Origin of the sequence: Streptomyces sp. NBC_00654 (assembly GCF_026341775.1) — a bacterium.
In the GTDB taxonomy this organism is placed as follows: domain Bacteria; phylum Actinomycetota; class Actinomycetes; order Streptomycetales; family Streptomycetaceae; genus Streptomyces.
Genome location: NZ_JAPEOB010000012.1, coordinates 1 through 23,019, shown reverse-complemented (window position 1 = coordinate 23,019; position 23,019 = coordinate 1). Strand labels below are relative to the sequence as shown.

The window sequence follows — 23,019 nt, the reverse complement described above, 5'->3', positions numbered from 1 at the left end:
GCTGCTCGCAGGGGCGGCGGTGACCGCTGCAGGACTCGTGCCGGTGCTGCTCGCCTGCGGCGCCGCGTACTTCCTCACCACGAATCTGGCCGGACTGCGGCCGGAATGGCGCGAGATAGACCGTACGCGGGGGCGGGGCGCCCTGAAGCCGCATTCCAAGGAAGACGCCTCACCAGACAGCGCGAACGCAGCGACATGACGTCTACGGGAGGGAGGTGGACCATCTGGCTTCCTTCTCCTTCCCACCGCTCCTTCTGACCTCGCCCACGCTTCACGCACGCTCAGATGACCGCTGGTCGGCGGCTTCCGTCGCAACTCGGGGACCCGGAAGCTTGACCGCAGCAAGGTCGGGCGGGTGAGTTGGCGCCGTTGGAGGACTCCATGACGTTCAGGCCCTCCTCGATCTCCCGCTGGAGGTCGCGCAACCGCAGGTAGCGGGCGACGAAGATGGTCTTCTGAGCGCGGCCGACCTCCAGCATCGCCGCGTAAGGGCACCACGCGAAAGGCCTCACAATGCGCACCGCCGATCTCGAGATCCGACGACCACCTGCTGTTGTCGCCCGGCGTGAGCAAGCTCGTAAGTTCGGCGGTCACCTGCGGGGACGGCTTGAAGTAGCGGCGTACGTTCTCCGGTTTCTTGTGCCGCGACTTCGCCATCAGCACGAGGAGGCTCGCCCCGGCCTCACCGAGGTGAGTCAGACCGGAGTGCTGCGGAAGGCACAGGCCCTTGGCCGGAGTAGTTGAAATCGCGGCCGGGGGCCGTGGTGTTCAGTCGGCGTCCGGGAGGACTGCGATGCGCGGGTTCTGTCCTTGTTTGCGTCGCAGGGCAAGGTTCTCGTGGTAGAGGTTCGCGGTGACGGTGGCGAGGGCGTCGAGCTTTCCGTTCAACTCTGTGATCTGCTGTTTCGCTTCGCGGAGCTGCCGACGGAGGTCATCGATGTCTTCGTCTCGGCGGACTTCGCCCGGGGTTCGAAGGACTTGGCGTGGGACCTTGGCATGCCACTCGGCGAGGATGTTCTCGGCCCGGTGGACGGTCGCGTGGCTGACCCCGGCCTCGCGGGCCAGATTCTCCTTGGTCAGTGCCCCGTCGGTGCGGATGGGCTCACCTGCGAGAAGCCGCTGCATGGCCTCCTGCAGCTTGGTGGCCGTCGCGGCGGAGACCGGCATCAGTGGCTGCCCTTCTGGTCCTTGAACGCGCGGGTGATCCGCTGGACGTCGGCGATTTCGATCAGCACGGCTTCACGGCGGGGCGAGGCTAGGCGGCGGTCCTTGGACATCGCGATCAGGTCTTCTTCCTCGGCGAGCCAGATCGGCGCGTGTGCGCTGGTGACAGTGGAGTTGCGGCAGCGGGCCGGCTTGCAGGCCCCGATCAGCGGGGCGGAGCCTCGCTGATCGGGGGGCAGGCTGTTCTGGCACTCGGCCTGTCCCGCGTCCCACATGCAGTGATTGAGAGTGCCCAGGTGAAGGTCGGGAAACTCGGCGTGAAGCAGGGCGACTTGGGCCCGTTCGTCAGCGACCTGGGCCCGCAGGTGCGTGTCGGTGGCCAGAGTGTCGATGACGTTGTCCAGCCGGGCATGGAAGCGGACGGCGCCGGGGCCGACCGCGACGGCTTCGCCGTCGCGGCGGGCCTTGAGCAGGTCGACCAGCTTGCGGGCGGCCGCCCACTCCAGCTCGTGGTCGAACTCCTTGGCCCATTTCGCATCCATCTGCCCGTAGTCCATGGTGGTGCGGTTCGCGAGGGCCCGCCGGGCGGCGTGTTTCAGCTGCAGTCCAAGGGCGATCTCGGAGTCCGGTTCACGGCTGGTGATGATCGACATGGTTCTCCGGAACATGTGCGGACGGACGTGCGCGAGGGGGATCTCTGGGAGCCCGGTGCGGTCGCGGTCCGCGTTGACGTGCTCGATGAAGAAGTCGATGTCGTCGGCGGCCTCGATGCCCCGGCGCCCGACCAGCTGCTTGCCGGTCGGCGGCCGCAGGGTCGCGAAGAGGTGGGACGTGTGCCAGGACAGCCGCTCGGCGACGGCGAGGGCTTCGGCGACCGGCTCGATGACCCACCAGAACAGCTCGGGCTGGGAGGGGTCGCGTTTGATCTTGCGGGAGACGATGGCAGGCGACCCGAAGTAGGTGGTCAGAGCCCCGCGTTCGATCTCCTGAACCTCACTGTCCCGCATCAGACTCAGTCCCGCGACGAATGTGTAGCAGGCGGCTCTGATCATCCTCAGTTCGTCACCGAGCTCGCGGCGGGTAATGGTCGTCCGCCAGGGCTTCGGTTCGCCGTCCGGGCCAGTGACCAGGGCGAATCCGGGACAGTCGATCGTGAGGTAGCGATGAGGTGCCTCGCCGGTGACGGGGGTCACCCGGCCCGCGGCGACCGCCTCGGCAACCATCGCCCGACGCCGGAGACCGGTGGCCGAGTGCGCGAAGAGATCAGCTTTGCCCCGCTGGAAGACGTGCCGGGCGAGGATGCCATAGACGGGGGTGCCCGCAGCGCCGGCGGCGTCGTCCCGGGCCCGGACCGGGACCCGGTTGCCGGAAACGGCTAGCCAGTCGGCCAGCACCTGGTCGAGTTCCCTGACCGTGCGTCCCTGGGGGCGACGCGAGCGCGGGACGTAGATCTGCCCGCTCGTCGCCGTGATCCCGTCACGTCCCGCGATCGGCTGTACTTTTCCTTCGGCGCTGGCCTCCAAGACCATGTCCCGGCGGGCTTGCTGGCGGCCGTTGACGTGGTTTCCGCGGCCGAAGAGGCAGGCACTGGCCCCGTCCGTGATCAACTGGCTCAGGGTGGTCCAGACGGGCGCCCCGGCCTCGGCCCGGTTCCAGCTGTTCGCGTGGACCGGGACCGTATGGGCGGGATCGGCCAGCCACTTCCCGACCTTCTCGTCCAGCTCGGCGGAGCGGGTCAGGGTGGTCGGTCCGTGCCGCGTGACCTTGGGCTCCTCGGCAAGCCGGCCGCGCTACCGGATCAACGAGTTCCTCAACGCCGTCGGCGAGCTGCGCGGCGAGGACGAGACCGTCCGCGCCACCGCCCACACCTCCAGCATCTCCGCCGAGGGCTGGACGACCACCGAGGCGGCCGAGCCCGCCATGGGCAGCCACGCCTGAGCGGCACCACCGCGCCGGCGGTGAACTGCCGGTGAGCACCGCCTGGGGCCGGACCCGCCGGGTCCGGCCCCAGGCCCAGCCCCGTCGGAAGGACCTCTCGTGCTCATGCCCGCCATCGACTTCGCCCTCGCCCCGGTCCAGGACCTGCACCGGGACCGAACCAGCCAGATCCACACCGTCCTCCAGGCCGGCAGCGCCCCCGCGCGCAGTACGGCCACCATCTACTGCCTGGCCCACCACGCCCTCGAAGGCGCCGAAACCGCCGCGCGCGCCAAGGACACCGCCACCTTCGACTGGTACCGCGCCCACCCCGACGCCAACGCGTCGGCGCTGACCACGCCCACCGTCGTCGGGCCGCGCATCGTGGTCGCCCCGGACCCGGACGGCATGCTCCGCTCCCCACTCTCGGAGACCCCCTACTACCTCCTGGGCCCCGACACCGCCGCCGCCCCGGGGGAACAACAGGAACTGGCCGCCACCGCGTACGCCATGGGCGCCCGGGCCGGGTTCGCCGACCTCCTGGCCGACCACGCCGTCGTCGCCTGCCTCCTGCGGCGCAAGAACCTGGGCGACACCCTCATCAGCTGGTCCATCACCAGGCTTCCCGGCACCGTCTTCTGCGACCACGTCGGCGACCCCGCCGTACTGGGCCGCGACCTCATCCACGAGGCCGGCCACAACTGGCTCAACGATGCCCTGACCGCCACCGCCTGCAAGATCAGCGAAAAGACGGAGTTCTACTCCCCGTGGAGGAAGACGAGGCGCCCGGCCTTCGGCTTCCTCCACGCCTGCTGGGCCTTCCCCCTCACCATGATCTACACCGCCCGCATCCTCCCGGACACCAACGGACCCACCCACGACTTCCTGACCGCCTACCTGGAACAGCAGCGTGACCTTCTCGCCACCACAGCCGCAGACCACACCCGCGCGCTCACCCTGGTCACCGACCCCACGCTGCGAGCGCGGCTCCGCGCCGTTCACGCAGAGCCCTCAAACTGTGAACCGCACGCCATCCTCAGCTTCGAGGACCCGCTCGGCTCCGCCCAGCCGCCCCGCACCTGGAGCTCCGCTCCCCAGCAACGGCGACGGTGCTCATGAACGCACCCCCACCCGCCGTCCCCGCACCCCAAGGCCCCGGCCTTCAGCCGCCCGACTTCGGCCGACCCTCCCCGGCGCTGTTGGAGCGCGCCATCCGCGGCTACGCCCGCTTCCTCGCCGCCCATGCCTTGGACGCCACTACCGGCGACCACGACCAGGACGACGCGGAGGGCACTCGATGAGCGGCACCCACCTCGTGCTCTCTGACCTCCAGGGCCTGGTACACGAGATGGGGAGCGGGGGAACAAAGCCCGGAACTACCTGTACATCTGACGGCATGAAGTTCAGCGACCTCAGCCCACTGTTCGCCCGACGCCAGGCCAGCGGCTTCAGCTACACCTACGCCCAGTTCAGCGCCGACCCGGAACTGGCCCCGCTGCAGTGGCCAGACGACGTCGTAGAGCAGTTCCTCTTCGACCACGGTGCCCACTTCTTGGCCGACTACAGCGACCTCGAGCTGTGCAACGTCACCTGGCAGCTGGAGCCGATCCCGGCCGGGGACTTCTGCACCATGCCGACAGGCGAGTCCGACGCCGGCTGTGTTGAGCACTTCGCTGAAAATCCGGTGCACTGGGTCAAGGTCCGGCCCCCGCAGATCGGCCGGTACTGGGCAGAACACGGGACGTGGCTGCGAGCGCCGCTCCTCCTCGATCGAAGCCTGCTGGACCCGCCGGACAGCGGACTGCAGGTCCTGGAGGGCCGCACGCGCGTCGGTGTCCTGCGCGGACGCCTCCGCGAGCAGCTACACGTCGCCCCGGAGCATCAGGCCTGGGTGGGACGGCCGTGCAGGAGTGCCGCGGCGTAGTGCGTACGCTGCGAGCGTTGGACCGTTTTGGAGGAAGAGCTGCGGATGACTGACAACTCAACGGTGCCCGGCCCGCGCCGGGACCTGGCGATGCACAACGACTGGTTCGTCTCGGGCTGGGACCACGTCCTGCCCCGCCAGGGCTTCCCCCTGACCATGCTGATCGGGACCGCGTGCCAGCCCGGCTTCACCGGCTCGCTGGACGACCTGGTGCAGGAGCTCTTCGACGGCCACTGGGACATGATCGGCGGCGACCTCGACGGCGCGCTCACCTTCTCGTGGCCGGACGAGGAGTGGGACTACGACGAAGCGCCGGAAGGCCGCGAGGCGTGCGAGGCGGCCCGCTGGGAGCAGTTCGGCACCATGCTCTCGGCCGCTGGCTACCCTGTGCCCACCACCGTGCGGGACCTGTCCGAGCTCTACCTGACATGGGGCATGGCCCGCCGTGAGGAAACACCGGACGGCACCCGGTGGTCGATGTCCGCAGCCCTCCCGCTCCCCGGCGACCTGCTGCCCCTGGACGCCGAACTCACCCAGCGGCTGGACAAGATCCGCTGGAAGCTGCGCACCGGCCCGCTCGTCAATACCCTTATCAACCACCTGGTCGACGATCTGGGTGAACCGCAGGAGCTCCTTACATCCCTGGACCGCCTGGCGGCCGCCACCGGCCTGCCCGCCGAGGACGTCCGCATCGCGGTCGCGGAGCTCGTGGAGGATGGCGACGCCCGCGTGCAGCGCGGCCAGGAGCCGGCCGACGCGGAGCGCCTGGAGGCCCACCGCCGTTTCCGCCTGGTCATGGACTGGGAGCACTTCCACGAGAACCGCATGGAGGTGAGCTTCGCGGGCGACGACACGTGACGCAGGCCCCGCCGGGCACGGTGGGAACACCGGACACCCGCCTGATCGTGGTCGCGGCAACAGCGCCTCCGGTAAGTCCTCCATCGCAGCCGGCCTGCGCGAGAAGTTCGGGCGCAACCTCGCCATCGTCGCCCAGGACAATCTCCGCCGCACCGTGCTACGCGAACGCGACCGGCCCGGCGCCACCAACATCGGCCTGATCGACCTGACCGCCCGCTACGCACTGGACCACGGTTTCCACGTCGTCGTCGAAGGCATCCTGTATGCCGACCGCTACGGCGGGATGCTCCGGGATCTGGTGCGTGCCCACCAAGGCGTTTCGCGCTGCTACTACCTCGACGTGCCGTACGCGCAGACGCTGCTCCGGCACGCCACGAAGGCCGATGCCGAGAAGGACTTGCTGCCCGATGCCTCCGAGACGGTCATCAGCGCGGGCAACAGTCTGGACGACTCCATCAGGCAGATCATGCGCGAAACCGGTCTGGACCGGGTCCTCCCCATCGACCGCTGACCAGGTGACGCGCCGCTCGTGCAGCGGTCAGTCAAGGGCGGCCGCAGTCGACGCCAGCACAGGTGAAGAAGGCAAAAATCCAGGGTGTCCCGTACACCAGCCCCGTAATCTGCCCCTATGGCCAGCCCCGATCGTGAACTGCTCTCCCGGACCGCCCGCAACGCCGTCCGGGCACTGATGAGCACTCTCGCGGCAGGGGCGATCGCTGAGTACTGGGAGAACGAGCACTTCACGCAACACCCCGACGTCACACAGGGCGAGGGCGGCGTCCGCAAGCAGCTCTTCGACGCCTACGCCGCCTCCGTCGACTGGACCGACGCAGACCACGTGACCCGGGCCCTGCGGGTGTTCGAGAGCATGCTGCGCCGCCTTGACCGGGAGAACCGCAAGTACGGCGAAGACGGCCTGCCTGCCGACACGGTGACGGAACTGCGGGAGGCGTTCGCGCGCGACGGCTGCCGCCTGGACGACGAGCTGCGCCTGCACACGGCGCGCGTTGCCCACCTGACCATCCACGTCGACGCCCTGACGGAGGCATCGGGTATCCACGCCGAACTGGAGCGGGTCCGCAGGTTCGGGGCCGAGTACCCCGACGACGCCATCGGAGCCGCCAAGCAGCTCATCGAGGCAACCGCCAAGCTCGTACTCCTCAAGCGGAACCTCCCGGTAGACGAACGCCAGGACCTGCCCGCCCTGATCAAGCAGGCGCAGCAAGCACTCCACCTCCACCCTGCGGCACTGCCTCCCGCACGCCACGGCACCAGCCCGGACAACGCCAACAGCATCAAAAAGATCCTGGGAGCCCTGTCCTCCGCTGCCATAGGCGTCGCGGAACTACGCAACCGGTACGGAACCGGCCACGGGCGGCTGGCCGCCCCGACCGGGCTCGGACCCCGGCACGCCCGCTTCGCCGTCGGCACCGCCTCCACCTGGTGCGAGCTGATGCTCGACACCCTCGCCGACCCTGAAGCCCCCTGGCGCCACGCCACCGTAGGGCCTCCGCCTGCGAACAACACACTCACGACCTCGACATGAACGCGGGCGAGCCCGCGCCCCAGAAAGGAAGCAGCGACCTGTGGCACCGCAGCGGCTCAGTGTCGTCACCCGCCCCCGCTTCCTGAACCTTGAGAGCTGCTCCCATGCTTGTGCCTCCCACCAGCGGCCGCCTGCAATGGACCGACGTCCCCACCCCGCTCCGCGCCCGCCTCGAAGACGCCCTGGGCGCACCCGTCACTGACACCGTCACCCCCGCGGGCGGCTTCGGCCACCAGCTCGCCGCCGCGGTCCGCCTGGCCAGCGGCCGACGGGTCTTCGTCAAAGCGGCCCGACGACCAACACCCCGGAGACCAGCAGGCGCAGCCACGGGCGATCCGCGACCGGCTCGACCTCTTCCATCTGCCGCCCATCCAGAAGCTGACCGGTACGCCCTCCGGCGTACCGGTCAGCTTCTGCGGGCAGCCGCCGGGCGGCGACGTGTCGCCCGTCTACCGGTGCCCGGCCTCCCGGTCAGCGCTGCCGCAGCGAAGACCAGCTAGCGTCTCGGGCCGAGCCGAACACGCAACGCCCGCGCTCGCACAGCCACGTCCGCAGCCACAACCGGCCTTGCGACTGGTCGCCGCGGACCGCATCCGGTCCTGGCGGATCTGACCACCGCCCACGGCCCCGTCGCGATCGGTCAGGGGGATTCTCAAGGGCTGTCCGTGCTGTACGGCGGGGGCGCCCGGTCTTGAACCAGGCGCCCCCTCGGGCCGACCTGACAAGGGGTCGGCCCGCGGGCCTAACAGTTGCCCCAGCTGTTGGAGCTGCCCAAGTGGGCGTGGCCTGAGTCGCTCGGGGAGGACGTGCCGGGCCTGATGACCTTGACGCTGCCCAGGTACCCCTCGTACCGCCACACGCAGGCGTTCAGTCCGGAGGTGCCGTGGTTGTACCAGGACGAGTCGTGGTTGTTGATGGCCCAGGCGGCCCATGAGGAGTTCGAGCCGGAGAACTTGTACATGTTGCCCTGGTAGTTGATCTGGTCCCACACGCACAGATAGCCGCTCGGACAGTCGGCGGTACCGGCGGGCGCAGGCGCGGCGATGGCGCTGGAGGCGGTGCCGGCGAGGGTCAGGGCGGCGGCGAAACAAGTGGTCAGGGCCGATACGAGGGTACGGTGCATCTTTGTTGTCCTCTCAAGGCGGGGGCTGGTTGGTCACGCCCGGGGAATCTAACGACCTGTCGCTATGGGTGATAGGCGCGCAACGGAACGTGGCGGAATTGCTTTGGGTTGCCGTCTCGCGCCTCCGTCTCGCGCCTCCGCCCGCCTGTATGCCTGCTCACCCGGCGGGCCGCCAGCAGTACCTGCTGAACAGCGGTGCGCGGCGTCGCTGTCCGGCGTGCCAGTCGGTGCCCAAGGGGGCTGGCTGTCCCGCCGGTTGTCACCCACGAGGTGGCCCGGCACCGGGGTCTCCAGCACCTTTGAATCGTCTGGTTGGGCAGCAGGTCGAGCCTCTCGGGCAGTCGGGTGCCGCCCGGGTGCCGGCCCTGATCATTTCGGCCAACAGGTTACTTTGCGTCATCGTCCGTTAACGGGACGGTGCGGGTGGGGGATCCGGGATACACAGAGGGTTGAGCAGCCCGCCCTGTACCGGTTGGGCTCAGATGTGGGCGTACGACCGGGGGCGGGGCTGGGATGCTGACGATCAATCTGGGGCTGCTGCTCGCCGTCATCGTCGTCTTCCGGCTCCGACGGCGTACGCAGGCCCGCAGCCGGACCGATGAGAAGTTCACCGTCGTCATCGTGCTCGCACTGGGCGTGGTCATCGCCCCGACCCCGGTGGGCGAGGGGATCCTGGAATTCCTGGCTCGTTTCCGGCGTCTCCGACTCCAGCCGCTGATTCCCGGAGCACCTGATGGCCACCCGCCGCCCGCCACGCCGCCGCCCCACCCCACGAAGGCCCTCACACCGCCCCGTTCGGCGCCGGACTACCCGTTCCCGCAGGCAGCGGCAGCAACGCGGCGCGCAGGTCCTGCTGTTCGCGGCCGCCGGCCTGTGGGCTGCCGGGCGGCTGCTCGTCTGGATCGCCGCGAGCCCGTGGATCGTGCCCGTCGTCCTGGCCGCCGCAGCCGCCGGGGGAGTGCTGTGGCACGGGCGCCGCACCGCACAGCTCCGCCAGAGGGCCGCCCGGGCGCTGCGCTACCCGGTGGAGCACCTGGACCGGCTGCACCACCGTGAGTTCGAGCACGCGGTGCGCGATCTGATGTTCCGCGACGGCTGCACCGACGCGGTCCAGGTCGGAGGAGTCGGGGACAACGGCGCCGACGTCAAGGCCACCGACCCCTACGGCCGCCACTGGGTCATCCAGTGCAAACACCGTGCCGCCGGCCTCGCAGGGTCCGGCGTCGGCACGCCGGACCTCCAGGTCCACGGCGCCGACTTCGCAGTCATCGTGACGAACGGCCGCGTCACCGGCCCGGCCATCACCTTCGCTGGGCAACCGCGGCTCCATGTCGTCGACCGCCACACCCTCACACCGCGTGGGCGGCCGGCTCACGCCCACTGGGGGAACTGCTGCGCGCCGTCCCGCCGCCCCGCAGGCCGACCGCCCTCTCCTGAAGACGCCCGCAACCCGCCCGACCAGCACCACGAACGGAAACCACATGCCCGACAACAAGCAGCAGAGTCCAGGCCCCCTGGCTGTACTTCGGCGGCGCCTGGACCGCTGGACCACGACCCCGCCCCCGTCAAGGACGGCGACCACTACGAGGACTCCTTCAAAACCGCCGGCTTCATGCACTGGTTCCGTGCCGGCAAGCTCTACAACACCCCGTTCCACATGAACGTCCACTTCCGGCAGCACCCCACCCGGAACCGCGGGACCTGACGGACCTGGACGGCCCCGAGCACGGACAGGTCATGTACGCCGCCGAGCTTCTGACGCTCTCGCCCTGACTCAGCAGATCGCTCCTGCCCTCCAGGCCCTCACTGTCATGGACCAGATCGGCCAGCCGACTCCGAATCCCTCTCCGTCCTCGGCGACCTCCTGGGCAAGATGCACGACCGCACCGAGACCAAGAACGGCAAGACCGGATGACGAAGGGCAAGACCGGATGACCATGCCCCGCACACGCTGAACAGCAAGACGTCTACCTGAAGGAGCCGACCGTGACTGACGACGAGCAGCAGCTCGCCGCCCTCCTCAACGACCTTCCCGGGCATGATGATGCCCAGTTCTGGCACGGGCTCGAGGAAGCCGCGGGTATCTACCGCATACGCTCGAACATGTCCTGCGCTGTCAAAGAGGCCCGGGACGGAAACTTCGGACCGCTCGCCGGGTTCGTTTTTGATGTCTTCAACCACGACGCCCGGCTCAAGGACATCACCGCCGCCGTTGCCACGCATCTCGGCAGCACCCTGCGCGCCCAGGCCTGGATCACGGATGCCATCGCGGCCTCGGACAGGGTCAACCGGACACACGCAGGGGATCCCCTCGAGGAGCTCACCAGTAAGTGGTGAGTGCGGGCGGGACTGGCATCGGGAGCTGTTGGACAGGGTCGCCCGGGGGGCCTCCAGCGTGATGGCGCGTTCGCCGTGTGCCTCTTGGTGCGGTTCTTCCGCTCCATGCGGGCAGCACCGGGTGTCGGCGGTGCCCGGGCGGGGTGCGTGGGAGGAACCCGCCCACAGCGGGCGGGCGATGGGCGCCAACGTGGCCTTGAGGGTGACCGCGGCGACATCCTCGCCACCAGTCGATGACGGTAGCGTTGGATATCGGTAACCGCCGAATGTACTAACCTTGGTCAGGAGAGCATGAGGAGAGCGGGGATCAACTGCGACCCCCGTCTCCGCGACCAGAATCTGGCGCACTTTCCCCTCTGGTTCGTACAAGGGATCTTTCACTGTGGCCCGCCTGTCAAGCGGAGACACGAAGAAGAGCCGGCGATCAGGCTGTCCGTCACACGGGATGATGGGGACGTGAGCGCACAACAGACCATTCAGTGGTTCGAGAGTCCAGAAGATGAGCACTGTGCCCGGTGGCGGTCGGAGAGCAATGCACCGCCGCCGAAGCGGGTTGTGGTCGCCGACGACGGAATGAACGCGGACACGGCCTTCCGCCTGGCTTGCGAAGGAACCTCGCTGTTATGGCGCGGTGACTTCCACAATGCCCGTCAACTGCTGCAGGCGATGGCGCGGCGCGTCGACCGGAAGGCCCCGCAGCCTGGGAAATCGCCCTCCCACACGTTCCATCTACACCGTCAGGCACAGTCGAAGCGCGCGCGGATCCTCGGCATGCTGCTCCTGCCCTTCGAAGCGGGACACGTTATTCCCCTGCGCCGGGCCCCGGACGTGCGGCTGGCCTGTGAGCAGGCGTACGGGCCGAGCGGTGAGCCTTATGTGGTGTCCCTGCGCGAGTTACAGGGGGTGATCGGTGCTGGCGAATGGCGCAAGAAGGGGCTCCATATACCTGCGCTCGGCGGATCGATCACACCGCACTACGGCGTGTTCTCCCCCGTGCGGGGTGAGTATGTCGAGCTGGTGGCTGAAGCACCGCTTCTGTCACGGGGTACGGCCTTCGACATCGGTACTGGTACCGGCGTGCTCGCTGCCGTACTGGCCCACCGTGGTGTCAAGCGGGTGGTGGCGACGGACCAGGACCCGCGTGCTCTTGCCTGCGCGCGGGAGAACGTCACGCGCTTGGGCCTGTCCGACATCGTCGATGTTCAGCAAGCCGATTTGTTCCCCGCCAGTCGGGCGTCGCTGATCGTCTGCAACCCTCCGTGGCTTCCAGGCCGGGCCCGGACATCGCTCGAGCATGCCGTTTACGACCCGGCCAGCCGGATGCTCCGGGGCTTCATCGACGGTCTTGACGCACACCTCGAGCCTGGCGGTGAAGGATGGCTCATCCTGTCCGACCTCGCCGAGCACCTCGGGCTCCGCTCTCGGACCGAGTTGCTCGAGCAGTTCGACAGAGCCGGACTGAGAGTCGCCGGGCGCCTTGACGTGCGGCCGAATCACCCCCGTGCTCACGACCCCGCCGACCCGCTGCACGCCGCGCGCAAGGCGGAGGTGACTTCGCTGTGGCGCCTGGCGGCGGGCCAGGGCTCGCGCTGAACGCACAGGTGCAGGAAACCTGGCCCGCCTCTAAGGCCGGGCTGGTCAGGCTTCCTGGCGCGGCCAATCACCGAACAACTCCGGGTGTAGCACGTCAAGAGCAGATTCGAAGGCCAGCGAGATCGCCTGCAGTTCGCCTTCGGATCGCAGGTACCAGGCACGGCTGATGACTCGGCCGACCGCCTTGAACACGGCCACGATGAGTTGTGGACGGATGTCATCGGCCAAGTCGACTCCCTCGCGCGCTGCGATGATCCTCGTCAGCCGCTTCTCCATCTCCTCGCTGCGGCGCAGGTACTCGGCGAGGAGCTCGGGAGTACGTTCCACCAACCGCATCATCGCCATGTGCAGGGCACCGTCCACGCCATCCAGTTCACCTTCGCGTACGCGGTCCAAGACCGCGCGGAAGGAACCGCTCATGGCCTGCAGCGGGTTCTCGTGTTCCGGGCGGGCCTCCAGGGCCGTGAGGAACGCCTCGTCGATGCTGCTGATGGGGGTGAGAGCCACCTCTTCCTTGCTGGCGAAGTGGCGGAAGAAGGTACGCGAGTGAACTTCGACCGTCTCGGTGATCTGATCCACGGTCGTGTGCTCGTAGCCCTGCGAGAGGAACAACTCCAGAGCCTGACTGATCAGTTGCTCACGAGTGCGGCGGAGTTTTCGCTGGCGCAGGCCAGTGCTGATATTGGGTTCGAGGGAGTCCACAAGCGCACTCTACCGCCCGCCAGTCACTGACTTATGGGACTGATTGTCAAGTGTCAGTCACTGCTGCTACCTTCGGCGCATGTTCTCGTCGTTATACATCTGCCTGGTATGCCTGAAGTCTCAGGAGGGCGTTGAATGAGTGCGGCAGCGCACGACGCGCCGTCGGGAGTCACGTACTCCCATGCTCCTGGGCCGCGCGGACGTCCTTGGCTGAGCCTCCTCGCGGTCGCCGTAGGCGTCATGATGGTGGCTTTGGACAGCACGATCGTTGCCATCGCGAACCCCGCGATTCAGCAGGATCTCCATGCCTCTCTGGCCGACGTGCAGTGGATCACCAATGGGTACCTGCTGGCGCTGGCGGTATCGCTGATCACTGCCGGCAAGCTGGGCGACCGGTTCGGACACCGCCAAACCTTCCTTGTTGGCGTAGCCGGTTTCGCCGTCACCTCGGCGGTGATCGGGCTGTCTACAAGCGTCACCGCCATCGTCGCCTTCCGCGTCCTCCAGGGGCTGTTCGGCGCGCTGATGCAGCCGGCGGCACTCGGACTGCTGCGCGTGACGTTCCCGCCCGACAAGCTCAACATGGCGATCGGTATCTGGAGCGGCGTCGTCGGTGCCTCCACCGCCGCAGGCCCGATTGTCGGCGGCCTACTGGTCCAGCACGTCAGCTGGGAAGCGGTCTTCTTTATCAACGTGCCGGTCGGTCTTGCAGCACTCGTTCTCGGTGTGGTCATCCTGAAGGATGCGCGCGCAGGGAGGGCCCCCAAATCCTTCGACGTGCCCGGCGTCGTGCTCCTCTCGGGAGCGATGTTCTGCTTGGTCTGGGGTCTCATCAAGGCACCGGACTGGGGGTGGGGCGACGTTCGGACGCTCGGGTTTCTGGCCGCCGCCGTGCTCGCCTTCGTCGGCTTCGGATGGCGTGAGAGTCGAGCGAACGAACCACTGGTGCCGCTGAGCATGTTCCGTTCACTGCCGCTCTCCGCAGGCACTGTCCTTATGGTGCTGATGGCGTTCTCGTTCATCGGCGGACTCTTCTTCGTCACCTTCTACCTGCAGAACATCCACGGCTTGAGCCCTGTCGAGAGCGGAGTGCACCTGTTGCCGCTCACCGGCATGATGATCATCGGAGCCCCGGTCTCCGGGGTGCTGATCAATCGCTTCGGACCGCGCCTCCCCCTGATGGTGGGCATGATCCTTACCGCGGTGTCCTTGTGGGGGATGTCGACGCTGGAAGCCGACAGCGGTATGGGTATCGCCTCTCTCTGGTTCGTACTGCTCGGCCTCGGCCTCGCCCCCGTGATGGTGGGCACGACGGATGTCATCGTGAGTAACGCCCCGGCCGAACTGGCCGGCGTCGCGGGCGGTTTGCAGCAGTCCGCGATGCAGGTAGGCGGCAGTCTCGGAACTGCGGTCCTCGGCGTCCTCATGGCCTCACGGGTGAGCAGCGTCCTGCCCGACCAGTGGGCTGAGGCGAAGTTGCCTAAGCTCGGTCCGGATGAGATGGCGGCATGGGAAGACGCGGCGAAGGTTGGTGTCGTCCCGCCATCGAAGTTCTCGTCAGGCCAAGCCGCTGACACGGTCGCGGACGTGGTGCACTCATCGTTCATTTCGGGGATGGGGCTGGCCTTCACCGTCGCTGCCATCGTTGCGCTGGTCGCGGCCGGAGTCGCCGTGCTGACCAAGAAGGGTGCGGCCGCCGAGCCAGCCTTGACGCCATCCTCGTTCATGGACCCCTCGGATACGGACTTGTCTAAAACCTCGTCAGCAATAAGGGATGCTTAGCGGATCCGTGTTTTTAGGGAATCCGAGGAACATGCATTCCTGAGCCCTCAGGGTGTGGCTGCCGGACGCCAACAGCGTCCGGCAGCCACACCCTTCCCAGCGATCAGAGCACAACAGCTGAAGCGGCCTTTTCAGAAGTGATAACGCAGCAGTCGGTGCGCGTAGCGCAGTTGGGGAACGCCTCGCATGGCAGTACCCACGGCTCGTTCGAGGGGGCGTGCCTTGGCGAGATATGGCGAATCAAGCAGGGACCACTGCTCCAGGAAGCGCAGCCCTGGAACTCGATGCTCCAGTGACCGGGGATCCCCTATTCCCCAACTGAATGTGGCGCCGGTAGCTCGGAGAAGCTGTGAGTACTTGGCGAACCTGAGGGTCCAGGGGAGTACAGCATCGAACATAATGGCTCCCCTCGATAGGCGCTGAGTGAGTCGCCTCAGCATCACCTCTCCGTCGGCCTCCCCGAGATAGGGAGTCAGACCTTCGGCGACAACTAGTGTCGGTCGATCGGCAGGCACCGAGTCCAGCCAGCCGTCTGCGGTGACCGATGTCCCGATCATCCGGTATCCGTCGCGTTTCTGGTACAGCCGGCTTCGCAGCTCGACGACTTCCGGGACATCTACGTCGATCCATTCGACATCAGATGGTGTGTCCAGGCGGAATGCACGGCTATCCAGTCCACACGCCAGGTGCAAGACCACTGCATCCGGGTGGCCCTTCAGAAATTCCAAGGTCCATTCGTCAAGCTTCTTCGCACGGAAAGTGACTGCTTCGACGCATTGACTACGATTTTCGCCGGATCAAGACCGCCGCCAAGGACGTGCGGACGCACGGGCCGCCGCTGAGGGCACCTCACGCGCACAGATGATCCGCAGCCTCGTGACCGCCGGCCTCCAGCCCGCCTGACCCACACACAGCACCAACAGCACGAGACCCCGGGCGGCGACGCCCGGGGTCTCTCTGCGACATGACGTGACGTCTGTCCTACCGGTTCAACGACCGGCCACGCCCGGTGTCACGCCCATTCCATCCCGAGTCCGGCGAGGGCCTGGCGCTGTTCCTGGGTGAGTCGGTGGCGTCGGGTTTTGGTGTTGCTGATGAACACACCGAGCTTCACCACGTGCTCCTGGCCGTCGAACTCGACAGGCTCTTCGTGCTTCCTCGGGACGGGCCGTTCGTGCCCCTCCCGCTCGACGTACTGAGCGAGCGCGGCGACACCCCGCCCGAACGCACCACCCGTTGCAGCTCCACGTCCCTGCCGGGCCTTCCGGGCCGGGGTGGCCGGCCGTGGTGCGGGTGTGACCCCGAGCTCGGCCAGGCGCTCGCGCTGCCCGGTGGCGAGCCGGTCCCAGTCCTGCCGTTGGGCGGCCAGCCACCGCCCCACGTCCATCCCGTGGACAACCGCCCCGGCCTCCACTTCCCCGAGCTCCTTCCCGGGCGTCACGAGGCTTGCCAGGGCGGCGTAGTGGCGCTGCCAGTCCACCGGCCAGTCCGGCCGCCAGTCCGGATCGATCCCGGCGAGCAGCTCCGCCCGCCGCTCCGCCCGGACCGGGTCTTTCCCGAGGCCGCTCTTCTTCCGGGCGTTGGCCAGCCACTGTCCGATGGGCCGGTCCATCATCGCCGCGGTCACCGGAGCGGCCAGCGTCCCGTACGCCGCGAAGTAGGCACGGGCGGCACCCAAGTTCTCCTCCCATGCCGCGTCCGCCGGGTCCCAGACGACGTCGAGTTCCTCCAGGTCCGCCGCCCGCTCCGGCAGCAGCGTCCCGGCCCGCATCGCCCTGCGCTGGTCCGACAGCCAACGCCCCAACGGAAACCCGCTGCCGTCGTCGCTCCTGTCCTCGCCCTCACCCGTGCCGTCACCGGTCTCGCCCTCGATGTGGTTGTACGGCACCGCGAGGTCGCCCTCCCGTTCCCGGTACGCGACGGCCGCCCGGTGTCCGGCCCGCCAGTTCGCGTGCTCGGGCTCGATCAGGTTGTACTTCACCAGCCGGGCGACCAGGACGGGGTCGCGGTGTGCCCCGAACCGCAGCAACACCCTCTCTTCTTCCGCGTCTTCCTCGGGTGCCTCACCGATCCATGACGACGCCGGGGCGGTACGGTGGATGTCTTCCTGCGGAATGGCGAGCATTTCCACAGCACGCTCATCATGAGCCCGCAGCCCGGAAAGAACCTTTAGCAAAGGCCGATACGATCCGGAATAGGGCATGTCTTCCGGCGTTTCGTCCATTCCGAGGAATACCGGCACGATCAGCGTCGCCAGTTTGTTCTGACCGGGTTTCTGACGCAGTGCCCGCCCGATGGCCTGGACAATATCCACCGCCGACCCCTTCGGATCGATGAGTGCCACGCTGTCCACGCTCGGGACGTCGACGCCCTCACCCAGAACCCGGCAGTTCGACATGACCGCCCGCCCGGCCCGCGCCCCGAACGCCCGCAGCTCATCAGCACGCATCTCCGCCTGGTGCTCCCCGGACAGCCACCCCGTCCACACCTGCCCCGGGTGCCGCTCGGGATCGGCCGCGTGGAGCCGGGCCGCGATCCGCCCCAGTCCCTCGGAGAAGGCGCGTGCCTCGATGGTGCGGTGGTGGAAGGTGATGCACCGCTGAAGCCGGTGCTCGCTCATCGTTTCCAGGAGCGCGGCCTGGAGCACCGCCAGGCGCTCCCCGCGTACGTGCTCCTCGTTCCGTTCCTCCCCGTACAGCCGCTCCAGTGTCAGCCGCTCGTCCCGCAGCTCGACCACGACGATCTGATACCGGGCCAGCAGGCCCCGGGTGATGGCGTCCGACAGGGACATGGCCCACAGCACCGGCCCGAAGATCTTCTCGTCCGCCATGGAGCAGGCCATTTCCTCGGGCAGCCGGTCGAGGGCCGCCGGGCCCGCCTCCCGCGCCCAGCGCCGCGGCGGGCGCTCCATCCAGATCCGCGGAGTCGCCGTCAGATACAGCCGGCGCATCGCGGGGATCTGCTCCTGGTCGTGGACGGCCGCCCACGCCTTCCCCAGCGATCCACTGGTTCTGTGGGCTTCGTCGACTGCCACCAGGTCCCACACGTCCATCGGAAGGCCGTAGGAGCCTTCGTGAGCCTCGATCAGCACCGGCAGGGAGGCGTACGTCGCGAAGGCCGTCACAGGCCCGCTGCCGTAGTGCAGAGCCAGCTGCGGGGCACTCGTGGTCGACGGCACCCGCAGGTCGTACAGACGTGGGTCGTCCTCCAGCGAGCACACCGCCACCATCGGCCCCGACCGCCCGAAAGCCCTCCACTCCCGCACCGTCTGAGCCAGCAGTTCCAGCGTCGGCACGAGGACAAGCACACGGCCGTGCGGGGAAATTCGCTGGGCCGCACCGGCAGCGATAAAGGTTTTCCCTGTACCGCACGCGGCGTGCACCTGACCACGCATTCCCTTTTCAGGAATGCGCTGGCCAGGCCGGATTTCCAGCCCCGAGACAATTGCTTCGACCGCTTCCGCCTGATGCGGGCGAAGCGTGATTCCATCGGCCATGAAAGACGTCTCCGGTCTCAGAAGGTGGTGGATGTTCGCTCGTGATGCTACCCAGTGCATCACATGATGCACGCCCCTCGCGACGGTGATGCATCACTACGGGCGACAGTTGGCCCGTTCCGGCCCGTCCGTGACTGGCACCGTGCTACTCTCCTGACAGGGAAAAGTGCACACGGACCCTCAATCATGGGTCGGGAAGGGCGGAATGGTGGCCCGTCACCCCGCCCCGCCGGCACTTCCACCCTGGCACTGCGTCACCCACGCTCGGCCCCACCGGTGGTGACTGTTTGTTCGGGATCCTACCCGGTCAGCCGCATGATGCACGGTCACCCCATCCTGTTGCTGCCCGGCGCAGCCGGAAGGGTGGGAGCGGAGCGGACACCCCCGCCCGCAGCGAAGCGAAGGGCGCACCCCAGTGTTGGAGCGAAGCGGAAACACCATTCCCGCGAAGCGGGAACCAAGAAAAACGCGAAGCGTTTTTCAAAGGCGTGAAACGCCGCCAGAATTCGCGAAGCGAATTCAGTCTCTTGCACAGCGCGCAGCGCTGTGGTACCGACGCACGCGGGCAGACACACAGCGCTGCGCGCTGTGCAAGAGACTGAATTCGCTTCGCGAGTTCTGGCGGCGTTTCACGCCTTTGAAAACGCTTCGCGTTTTCTTGGTTCCCGCTTCGCGGAGTGTGTTTCCGCTTCGCTCAGCGCAGGTGCGCGCTCGCTTCGCTGCGAGCGAATGTCGGCGCGCTCCACCCTTCCGGCTGCGCCGGCGCTGGCGACAGGATGGGGTGACCGTCAGTCATGCGGCTGACCGGGTAAGATCCCGACGACAGCGCGAGCGTGGACGCAGTGCCGGGGTGGAAATGCCGGCGAGCAGGGTGACGGGCCACCATTCCGACCGTCCCAGCTGATTGAGTCCGTGTGCGCTCCTGTCGTCAGGTAGCGCAGTGCCAGTCCGGACGGGCCGGAACAGGCCAGCTGTCGCCCGCTAGTGATGCATCACCGTCGCGAGGGCGTGCATCATGTGATGCGCTGGAGGTCGCGCAGCGGACATCCACCACCTTCTGGACCGGGGACGCTCATGGCCGATGGAATCGCGCTTCGCCCGCATCCGGAGAAGCGGTCGGTGACCGTCGTGGTTCAGGTAGGCCCGTACCTTTGACGGATCGCTGCCGCTGCCGGTGCGCAACGTCCTCGTGCCGACAGCTGGGACTGCTGGCTCAGGCGGAGTGAAGGGCTGTCGGGCGGTCGGGGCCGATGGTGGCGGTGTGCTCGCTGGACGACGACGCGTCGACCAACAGCGCCCCGCGTGCCGCGCAATGCTGCACCGCGGGCGCTGCGACGGCCTTCGCGTGCACGCCCTGCCGGCCGTGTCCGATGCGCAGCGCCGTCGGACGTGGCGGGGCACGGTGTCGGCAAGGCAGTGGATCGCTGGGGAAGGTGGGCGGCCGTCCACGACCAGGGGCAGATCCCCGCGACGCGCCGGCTGCATGTCGCCGGCGACTCGCGGATCTGGATGGAGCGCCTGCCGCGGCGCTGGGCGCGGAGGCGGGCCCGGCGGCCTCGACCGGCTGCCCGACGAAATGGCCTGCGCCGTGGCGGACGATGAGGGTCGTCGCGCCGTGCTGCCCGCCACGTCTTCGTCGGACGCCATCACCCGGGGCCTGCTGGCCGGCATCAGATCGTCGTACTCAGCCGCGGGACGAGCGGCAGTTGGCGCTACCGAGCGGCTGTACGGGGAGGAACGGATCGAGGAGCGCGCGCCGCGGAGTACGGTGCGCTGGAACAGCCAGCGCTCACTGGCAACGATGAGCGAGCACCGGCTTCGGCGGTGCATCACCTTCCACCACCGCACCATCGGCAGCACGCGCCGGAACTCCGAAGGTCGCTGATCAGCCCGGCTCCACGCGGCCGGTCCCGAAGCGGCACCGTGGTGGACGGGGCGGCTGTCCGGGAGCACCAGGCGGAGATGCGTAGCCGATGAGCTGCGGGCGTTCGGGGCGCGGGCCGGGCGGGCGGTCATGTCGAACTGCCGGGTTCTGGGTGAGGGCAGTCGACGTCCTGGAGCGTGGACGGCGTGGCACTCATCGATCCGAAGGCAATGGCGGTGGATGTTGTCCAGGCCATCGGCGGCGACTGCGGTCCGAAACCCGGTCAGAACAAACTGGCGACGCCGATCGTTGCCGGTATTCTCGAGCCCAGACGAAACGCCGGCAGGCACGCCCTATTCCGGATCGTATCGGCCTCCGCTTAAAGGCTGCTTCCCGGGCTGCGGGCTCCTTGATAGCGCTGTGGAACTGCTCGCCATTCCGCAGGAAGACATCCGCCGCACCGCCCCGGCGTCGTCAAGGACGGCGGAGGCACCCGAGGAAGACGCGGAAGAAGAGAGGTGTTGCTGCGGTTCGGGGCACACCCGCGACCCCGTCCTGGTCGCCCGGCTGGGTGAAGTACAACCTGATCGAGCCTGAGCGATGCGAACTGGCGGGCCGGGCACCGGGCGGCCGTCGCGTGCCGGGGAACGGGAGGGCGATTCGCGCAGCCGCGGCCAACCGCATCGAGGGCGAGACCGGTGACGGCACGGAGTGAAGGGCGGGGCCTGCGGGCGACGACGGCAGCGGGTTTCCGCTGGGGGCGTTGGCTGTCGGACCCGCGCAGGGCGATGCGGCCGGGACATATTTCGGCGGATGGAGGAACTCGATGCCGGCGGGCATGGGAAGGAGAACAGGTTGCGCCCGTGCTTCTCGGCGTACCGGATCGCTGGCCTCCGGTGACCCTCCGTGAACCGGCCCATCGGACGGTATTAACGCGGCCTCGAGGAAAGACCCGGTGCGTTGGCGGAACGGCCGGTGGACTGGCAGCGCCACTTCGCTGCGTAGACGCCCGAGGAAGAGCTCGGGGAGTGGAGGGTGAAGACGGTGTCCGCAGGCGGTGGCCGCCCGGCGGGACAGGACCGGCTCGCCGCCGAGCAGCGCTACCTGGCCGGCTCTGGTCACACCCGCACCGCGACGGCCACCCCGGCGGAGACCGTGGACTGCGAGGTGTTCGGCGAGGAGTGTCGCCGCGCTCGAGCGTCGGCGGAGGGCGCGAACGGCCCGTCCAGGCGCGAGGAAACCTTGTCGAGTTCGACGGCCAGAGGCACGGTGTCCGGCGAAGAAACCCGACATGCCGATGCCAGGAACGGCGCCAGGCGGACTCCGGGATGAAGTGGAGAAGCGCATTCCGGGCGATGTGCCGCGTCGTTGAACCGGTGGAACGGGCAGTCGATCTGAAGACGGGCGTCGCCTGGTCGTATGACCCCGGTGCTGTGTGTGTGGGTCGGGGCGGGAAGGCCCGGCCTGGTCCTGGCGCAGGTGTGCGCGTGAAGTCAGCGGCGGCCCTCCGCGGCATTTGATCCGGCGAAAATCGTAGTCAATGCGTCGAGCAGTTTTCCGTGCGGGGGCGAATGGACGAAGTACGGTGATCCCGCCTGGTGGATAGCCGTGCGTTTTATGGACCTCTCGAATGGATCGACGTGGTCTCCGGGGCTCAATCGAGCGAGCGTCTTTCTTTTCAAGCTTGCGACGGTACCGGATGATCCGGATCGGTCACCGCGAACAGCAATGAACCGATTATGATCGACGACCTTGGTGTCGCCTGACTCCCTATCGACCGCGGAAGTGATGGGCGACTCGCGGCGCCTCGAGGGGAGCCGACCAGCTCGATTCCGTGCTGCCCTGGACCCGCGGAATTCGCCAGTACAGCTTCTCCGGTACGGCGCCCTCGGTTGGGGGAATGGATCCTGGACATCGGTTCCAGACCGTCCCTGCTTGATTCGCCGTATCGCCAAGGCCTCCCGTGGCCTGGCTGCCGCGACTGCTGCGTTATCGCCTGGCCGCTCGGCGTGCCAGCCGATAAAGCAAGTGTGGCTGCCGGACGCGGTGGCCTCGCGGATTCCCGCGGATCCGCCACTGTGCTGACGAGGTTTGAACAGTCTGTCCGGGGTCCATGCTCGACGGGGCCGGCGTCGAGAACGGCGGCCGCCGCTCTTGGTCGGCGCGGCGACCCGGCCGCGCCGGCGGCGATGGCGGCGACGACCCCATCCCGGCGATGGTGCGCGATCCACGACCCGGCAGCGGCCTGGCGGGCTTCGGCGGGGCGATGAAGCCTTCGCCGCGTGTCTCATCCGGACCGAGCAGGGCAACTTCGCCTCGGCCCGCTGGTCGAGCCGAGAACCCGTGAGGCCGGCGCCGAGGACCGCAGTTCCGAACTGCCGCTGCTGGTTGCACGAGCACCCGACCCGGGCGTGCCCTGTCGAGGGTAGCAGGCCGGCAGTACGAACCGGAAGGCGACTGCCGCTGTCGGCTTCCAGCGCATCCACAGAACACCGCCGGTGGTTGCCCTGCTCGGGGCGCGACCGGCGATGATCAACGGCCGGGAATCCATTGATCATCATGCCGGTGAGCAGCCGCTGTGCCTCCGCTCGACGGGCGAAGCGTGGATGTTCTGCAGGTAGATTTTTTGAAGAAGGTCCGCCGATGAGCTCAACCTGGGGCAGTGCCTGCGGAAGGCGCGTGAGCAGGTTCATCACCATCCCGAAAGCCGACA

18 protein-coding genes and 6 pseudogenes are annotated in these 23,019 nt (G+C 68.1%); 16 read left to right on the top strand and 8 right to left on the bottom strand.

Going from position 1 to position 23,019, the window contains the following annotated elements:
- Positions 1-199, top strand: a pseudogene (locus OHA98_RS42560) (MFS transporter); the annotation flags it as partial.
- An 82-nt stretch (positions 200-281) separates the two neighbouring features.
- Here OHA98_RS42560 and OHA98_RS42555 read toward each other — a convergent pair.
- The 4 genes and pseudogenes from OHA98_RS42555 to OHA98_RS42540 all read right to left on the bottom strand — a co-directional run bounded on the left by OHA98_RS42555 (position 282) and on the right by OHA98_RS42540 (position 2,771).
- Positions 282-512, bottom strand: coding sequence for a Tn3 family transposase (locus tag OHA98_RS42555; protein WP_266933790.1), 231 nt, complete (start codon positions 510-512; stop codon positions 282-284).
- Between the two features lie 34 nt (positions 513-546).
- Positions 547-711: pseudogene (locus OHA98_RS42550) on the bottom strand (site-specific integrase); the annotation flags it as partial.
- Positions 712-768: 57 nt separating this feature from the next.
- The gene (locus tag OHA98_RS42545; protein ID WP_266933788.1) at positions 769-1,167 is read right to left on the bottom strand and encodes a hypothetical protein; all 399 of its coding nucleotides are present in this window, start codon (positions 1,165-1,167) and stop codon (positions 769-771) included.
- Positions 1,167-2,771, bottom strand: coding sequence for a hypothetical protein (locus tag OHA98_RS42540; RefSeq protein WP_266933787.1), 1,605 nt, complete (start codon positions 2,769-2,771; stop codon positions 1,167-1,169). Before OHA98_RS42540 ends, OHA98_RS42545 begins: the two co-directional genes overlap by 1 nt.
- Between OHA98_RS42540 and OHA98_RS42535 the strand changes: the two genes are divergently transcribed.
- From OHA98_RS42535 to OHA98_RS42505, 7 genes and pseudogenes are all read left to right on the top strand, one after another.
- The gene (locus OHA98_RS42535; RefSeq protein WP_266933785.1) at positions 2,764-3,102 is read left to right on the top strand and encodes a hypothetical protein; all 339 of its coding nucleotides are present in this window, start codon (positions 2,764-2,766) and stop codon (positions 3,100-3,102) included. The two genes, OHA98_RS42540 and OHA98_RS42535, sit on opposite strands and share 8 nt — an antisense overlap.
- 105 nt (positions 3,103-3,207) lie before the next feature.
- On the top strand, positions 3,208-4,200 hold the full coding sequence (locus OHA98_RS42530; protein ID WP_266933784.1) for an HEXXH motif-containing putative peptide modification protein: 993 nt from the start codon (positions 3,208-3,210) through the stop codon (positions 4,198-4,200).
- Positions 4,197-4,382 carry a hypothetical protein gene (locus OHA98_RS42525; RefSeq protein WP_266933783.1) on the top strand — a complete coding sequence of 62 codons (186 nt, stop codon included), beginning with the start codon at positions 4,197-4,199 and terminating at the stop codon, positions 4,380-4,382. The genes OHA98_RS42530 and OHA98_RS42525 overlap by 4 nt, the downstream gene beginning before the upstream one ends.
- Positions 4,383-4,477: 95 nt before the next feature.
- A complete protein-coding gene (locus tag OHA98_RS42520; RefSeq protein ID WP_266933782.1) occupies positions 4,478-5,005 on the top strand; it encodes a hypothetical protein in 528 nt (175 codons plus the stop codon).
- Between the two features lie 45 nt (positions 5,006-5,050).
- Positions 5,051-5,863, top strand: a complete 813-nt coding sequence (locus OHA98_RS42515; protein WP_266933780.1) for a DUF6042 family protein — start codon at positions 5,051-5,053, stop codon at positions 5,861-5,863.
- Positions 5,860-6,374: pseudogene (locus OHA98_RS42510) on the top strand (AAA family ATPase). The gene OHA98_RS42515 and the pseudogene OHA98_RS42510 overlap by 4 nt, the downstream one beginning before the upstream one ends.
- A 117-nt stretch (positions 6,375-6,491) precedes the next feature.
- Positions 6,492-7,409 carry an abortive infection family protein gene (locus OHA98_RS42505; RefSeq protein ID WP_266933778.1) on the top strand — a complete coding sequence of 306 codons (918 nt, stop codon included), beginning with the start codon at positions 6,492-6,494 and terminating at the stop codon, positions 7,407-7,409.
- A gap of 742 nt (positions 7,410-8,151) precedes the next feature.
- On the opposite strand, the gene OHA98_RS42500 is transcribed toward OHA98_RS42505, so the two are convergent.
- Positions 8,152-8,532, bottom strand: a complete 381-nt coding sequence (locus OHA98_RS42500; RefSeq protein ID WP_266933777.1) for a peptidase inhibitor family I36 protein — start codon at positions 8,530-8,532, stop codon at positions 8,152-8,154.
- Between the two features lie 513 nt (positions 8,533-9,045).
- On the opposite strand from OHA98_RS42500, the pseudogene OHA98_RS42495 reads away from it, so the two are divergent.
- The 4 genes and pseudogenes from OHA98_RS42495 (at position 9,046) to OHA98_RS42480 (ending at position 12,462) form a co-directional block, all read left to right on the top strand.
- A pseudogene (locus OHA98_RS42495) lies at positions 9,046-9,250 on the top strand (hypothetical protein).
- Between the two features lie 15 nt (positions 9,251-9,265).
- A pseudogene (locus OHA98_RS42490) lies at positions 9,266-9,969 on the top strand (restriction endonuclease).
- Between the two features lie 549 nt (positions 9,970-10,518).
- Positions 10,519-10,869 (top strand): hypothetical protein, encoded by a 351-nt coding sequence (locus OHA98_RS42485; RefSeq protein ID WP_266933775.1) that lies wholly within the window; start codon positions 10,519-10,521, stop codon positions 10,867-10,869.
- Positions 10,870-11,325: 456 nt separating this feature from the next.
- Positions 11,326-12,462 (top strand): class I SAM-dependent methyltransferase, encoded by a 1,137-nt coding sequence (locus tag OHA98_RS42480; RefSeq protein WP_266933773.1) that lies wholly within the window; start codon positions 11,326-11,328, stop codon positions 12,460-12,462.
- Between the two features lie 45 nt (positions 12,463-12,507).
- On the opposite strand, the gene OHA98_RS42475 is transcribed toward OHA98_RS42480, so the two are convergent.
- Positions 12,508-13,164, bottom strand: a complete 657-nt coding sequence (locus tag OHA98_RS42475) for a TetR/AcrR family transcriptional regulator (protein ID WP_266933771.1) — start codon at positions 13,162-13,164, stop codon at positions 12,508-12,510.
- Positions 13,165-13,299: 135 nt separating this feature from the next.
- Between OHA98_RS42475 and OHA98_RS42470 the strand changes: the two genes are divergently transcribed.
- A complete protein-coding gene (locus tag OHA98_RS42470) occupies positions 13,300-14,946 on the top strand; it encodes an MFS transporter (protein ID WP_266933769.1) in 1,647 nt (548 codons plus the stop codon).
- Positions 14,947-15,077: 131 nt separating this feature from the next.
- On the opposite strand, the pseudogene OHA98_RS42465 reads toward OHA98_RS42470, so the two are convergent.
- Positions 15,078-15,719 (bottom strand): annotated as a pseudogene (locus OHA98_RS42465) (class I SAM-dependent methyltransferase); the annotation flags it as partial.
- A 239-nt stretch (positions 15,720-15,958) separates the two neighbouring features.
- A complete protein-coding gene (locus tag OHA98_RS42460) occupies positions 15,959-18,442 on the bottom strand; it encodes a DEAD/DEAH box helicase (protein ID WP_266933792.1) in 2,484 nt (827 codons plus the stop codon).
- Between the two features lie 1,588 nt (positions 18,443-20,030).
- Between OHA98_RS42460 and OHA98_RS42455 the strand changes: the two genes are divergently transcribed.
- The 3 genes from OHA98_RS42455 (at position 20,031) to OHA98_RS42445 (ending at position 21,638) form a co-directional block, all read left to right on the top strand.
- Positions 20,031-20,327, top strand: coding sequence for a hypothetical protein (locus OHA98_RS42455; protein WP_266933768.1), 297 nt, complete (start codon positions 20,031-20,033; stop codon positions 20,325-20,327).
- 185 nt (positions 20,328-20,512) lie between these two features.
- On the top strand, positions 20,513-20,689 hold the full coding sequence (locus tag OHA98_RS42450; RefSeq protein ID WP_266933766.1) for a hypothetical protein: 177 nt from the start codon (positions 20,513-20,515) through the stop codon (positions 20,687-20,689).
- A 652-nt stretch (positions 20,690-21,341) separates the two neighbouring features.
- Positions 21,342-21,638 carry a hypothetical protein gene (locus OHA98_RS42445; RefSeq protein WP_266933764.1) on the top strand — a complete coding sequence of 99 codons (297 nt, stop codon included), beginning with the start codon at positions 21,342-21,344 and terminating at the stop codon, positions 21,636-21,638.
- The last annotated feature ends 1,381 nt before the right edge of the window (positions 21,639-23,019 follow it).

Coding starts and splice junctions, on each gene's coding strand:
- OHA98_RS42545 (WP_266933788.1), bottom strand. CDS start 1,167: ATGCCGGTCTCCGCCGCGACGGCCACCAAGCTGCAGGAGGCCATGCAG.
- OHA98_RS42530 (WP_266933784.1), top strand. CDS start 3,208: ATGCCCGCCATCGACTTCGCCCTCGCCCCGGTCCAGGACCTGCACCGG.
- OHA98_RS42525 (WP_266933783.1), top strand. CDS start 4,197: ATGAACGCACCCCCACCCGCCGTCCCCGCACCCCAAGGCCCCGGCCTT.
- OHA98_RS42520 (WP_266933782.1), top strand. CDS start 4,478: ATGAAGTTCAGCGACCTCAGCCCACTGTTCGCCCGACGCCAGGCCAGC.
- OHA98_RS42515 (WP_266933780.1), top strand. CDS start 5,051: ATGACTGACAACTCAACGGTGCCCGGCCCGCGCCGGGACCTGGCGATG.
- OHA98_RS42505 (WP_266933778.1), top strand. CDS start 6,492: ATGGCCAGCCCCGATCGTGAACTGCTCTCCCGGACCGCCCGCAACGCC.
- OHA98_RS42500 (WP_266933777.1), bottom strand. CDS start 8,532: ATGCACCGTACCCTCGTATCGGCCCTGACCACTTGTTTCGCCGCCGCC.
- OHA98_RS42470 (WP_266933769.1), top strand. CDS start 13,300: ATGAGTGCGGCAGCGCACGACGCGCCGTCGGGAGTCACGTACTCCCAT.
- OHA98_RS42460 (WP_266933792.1), bottom strand. CDS start 18,442: ATGGCCGATGGAATCACGCTTCGCCCGCATCAGGCGGAAGCGGTCGAA.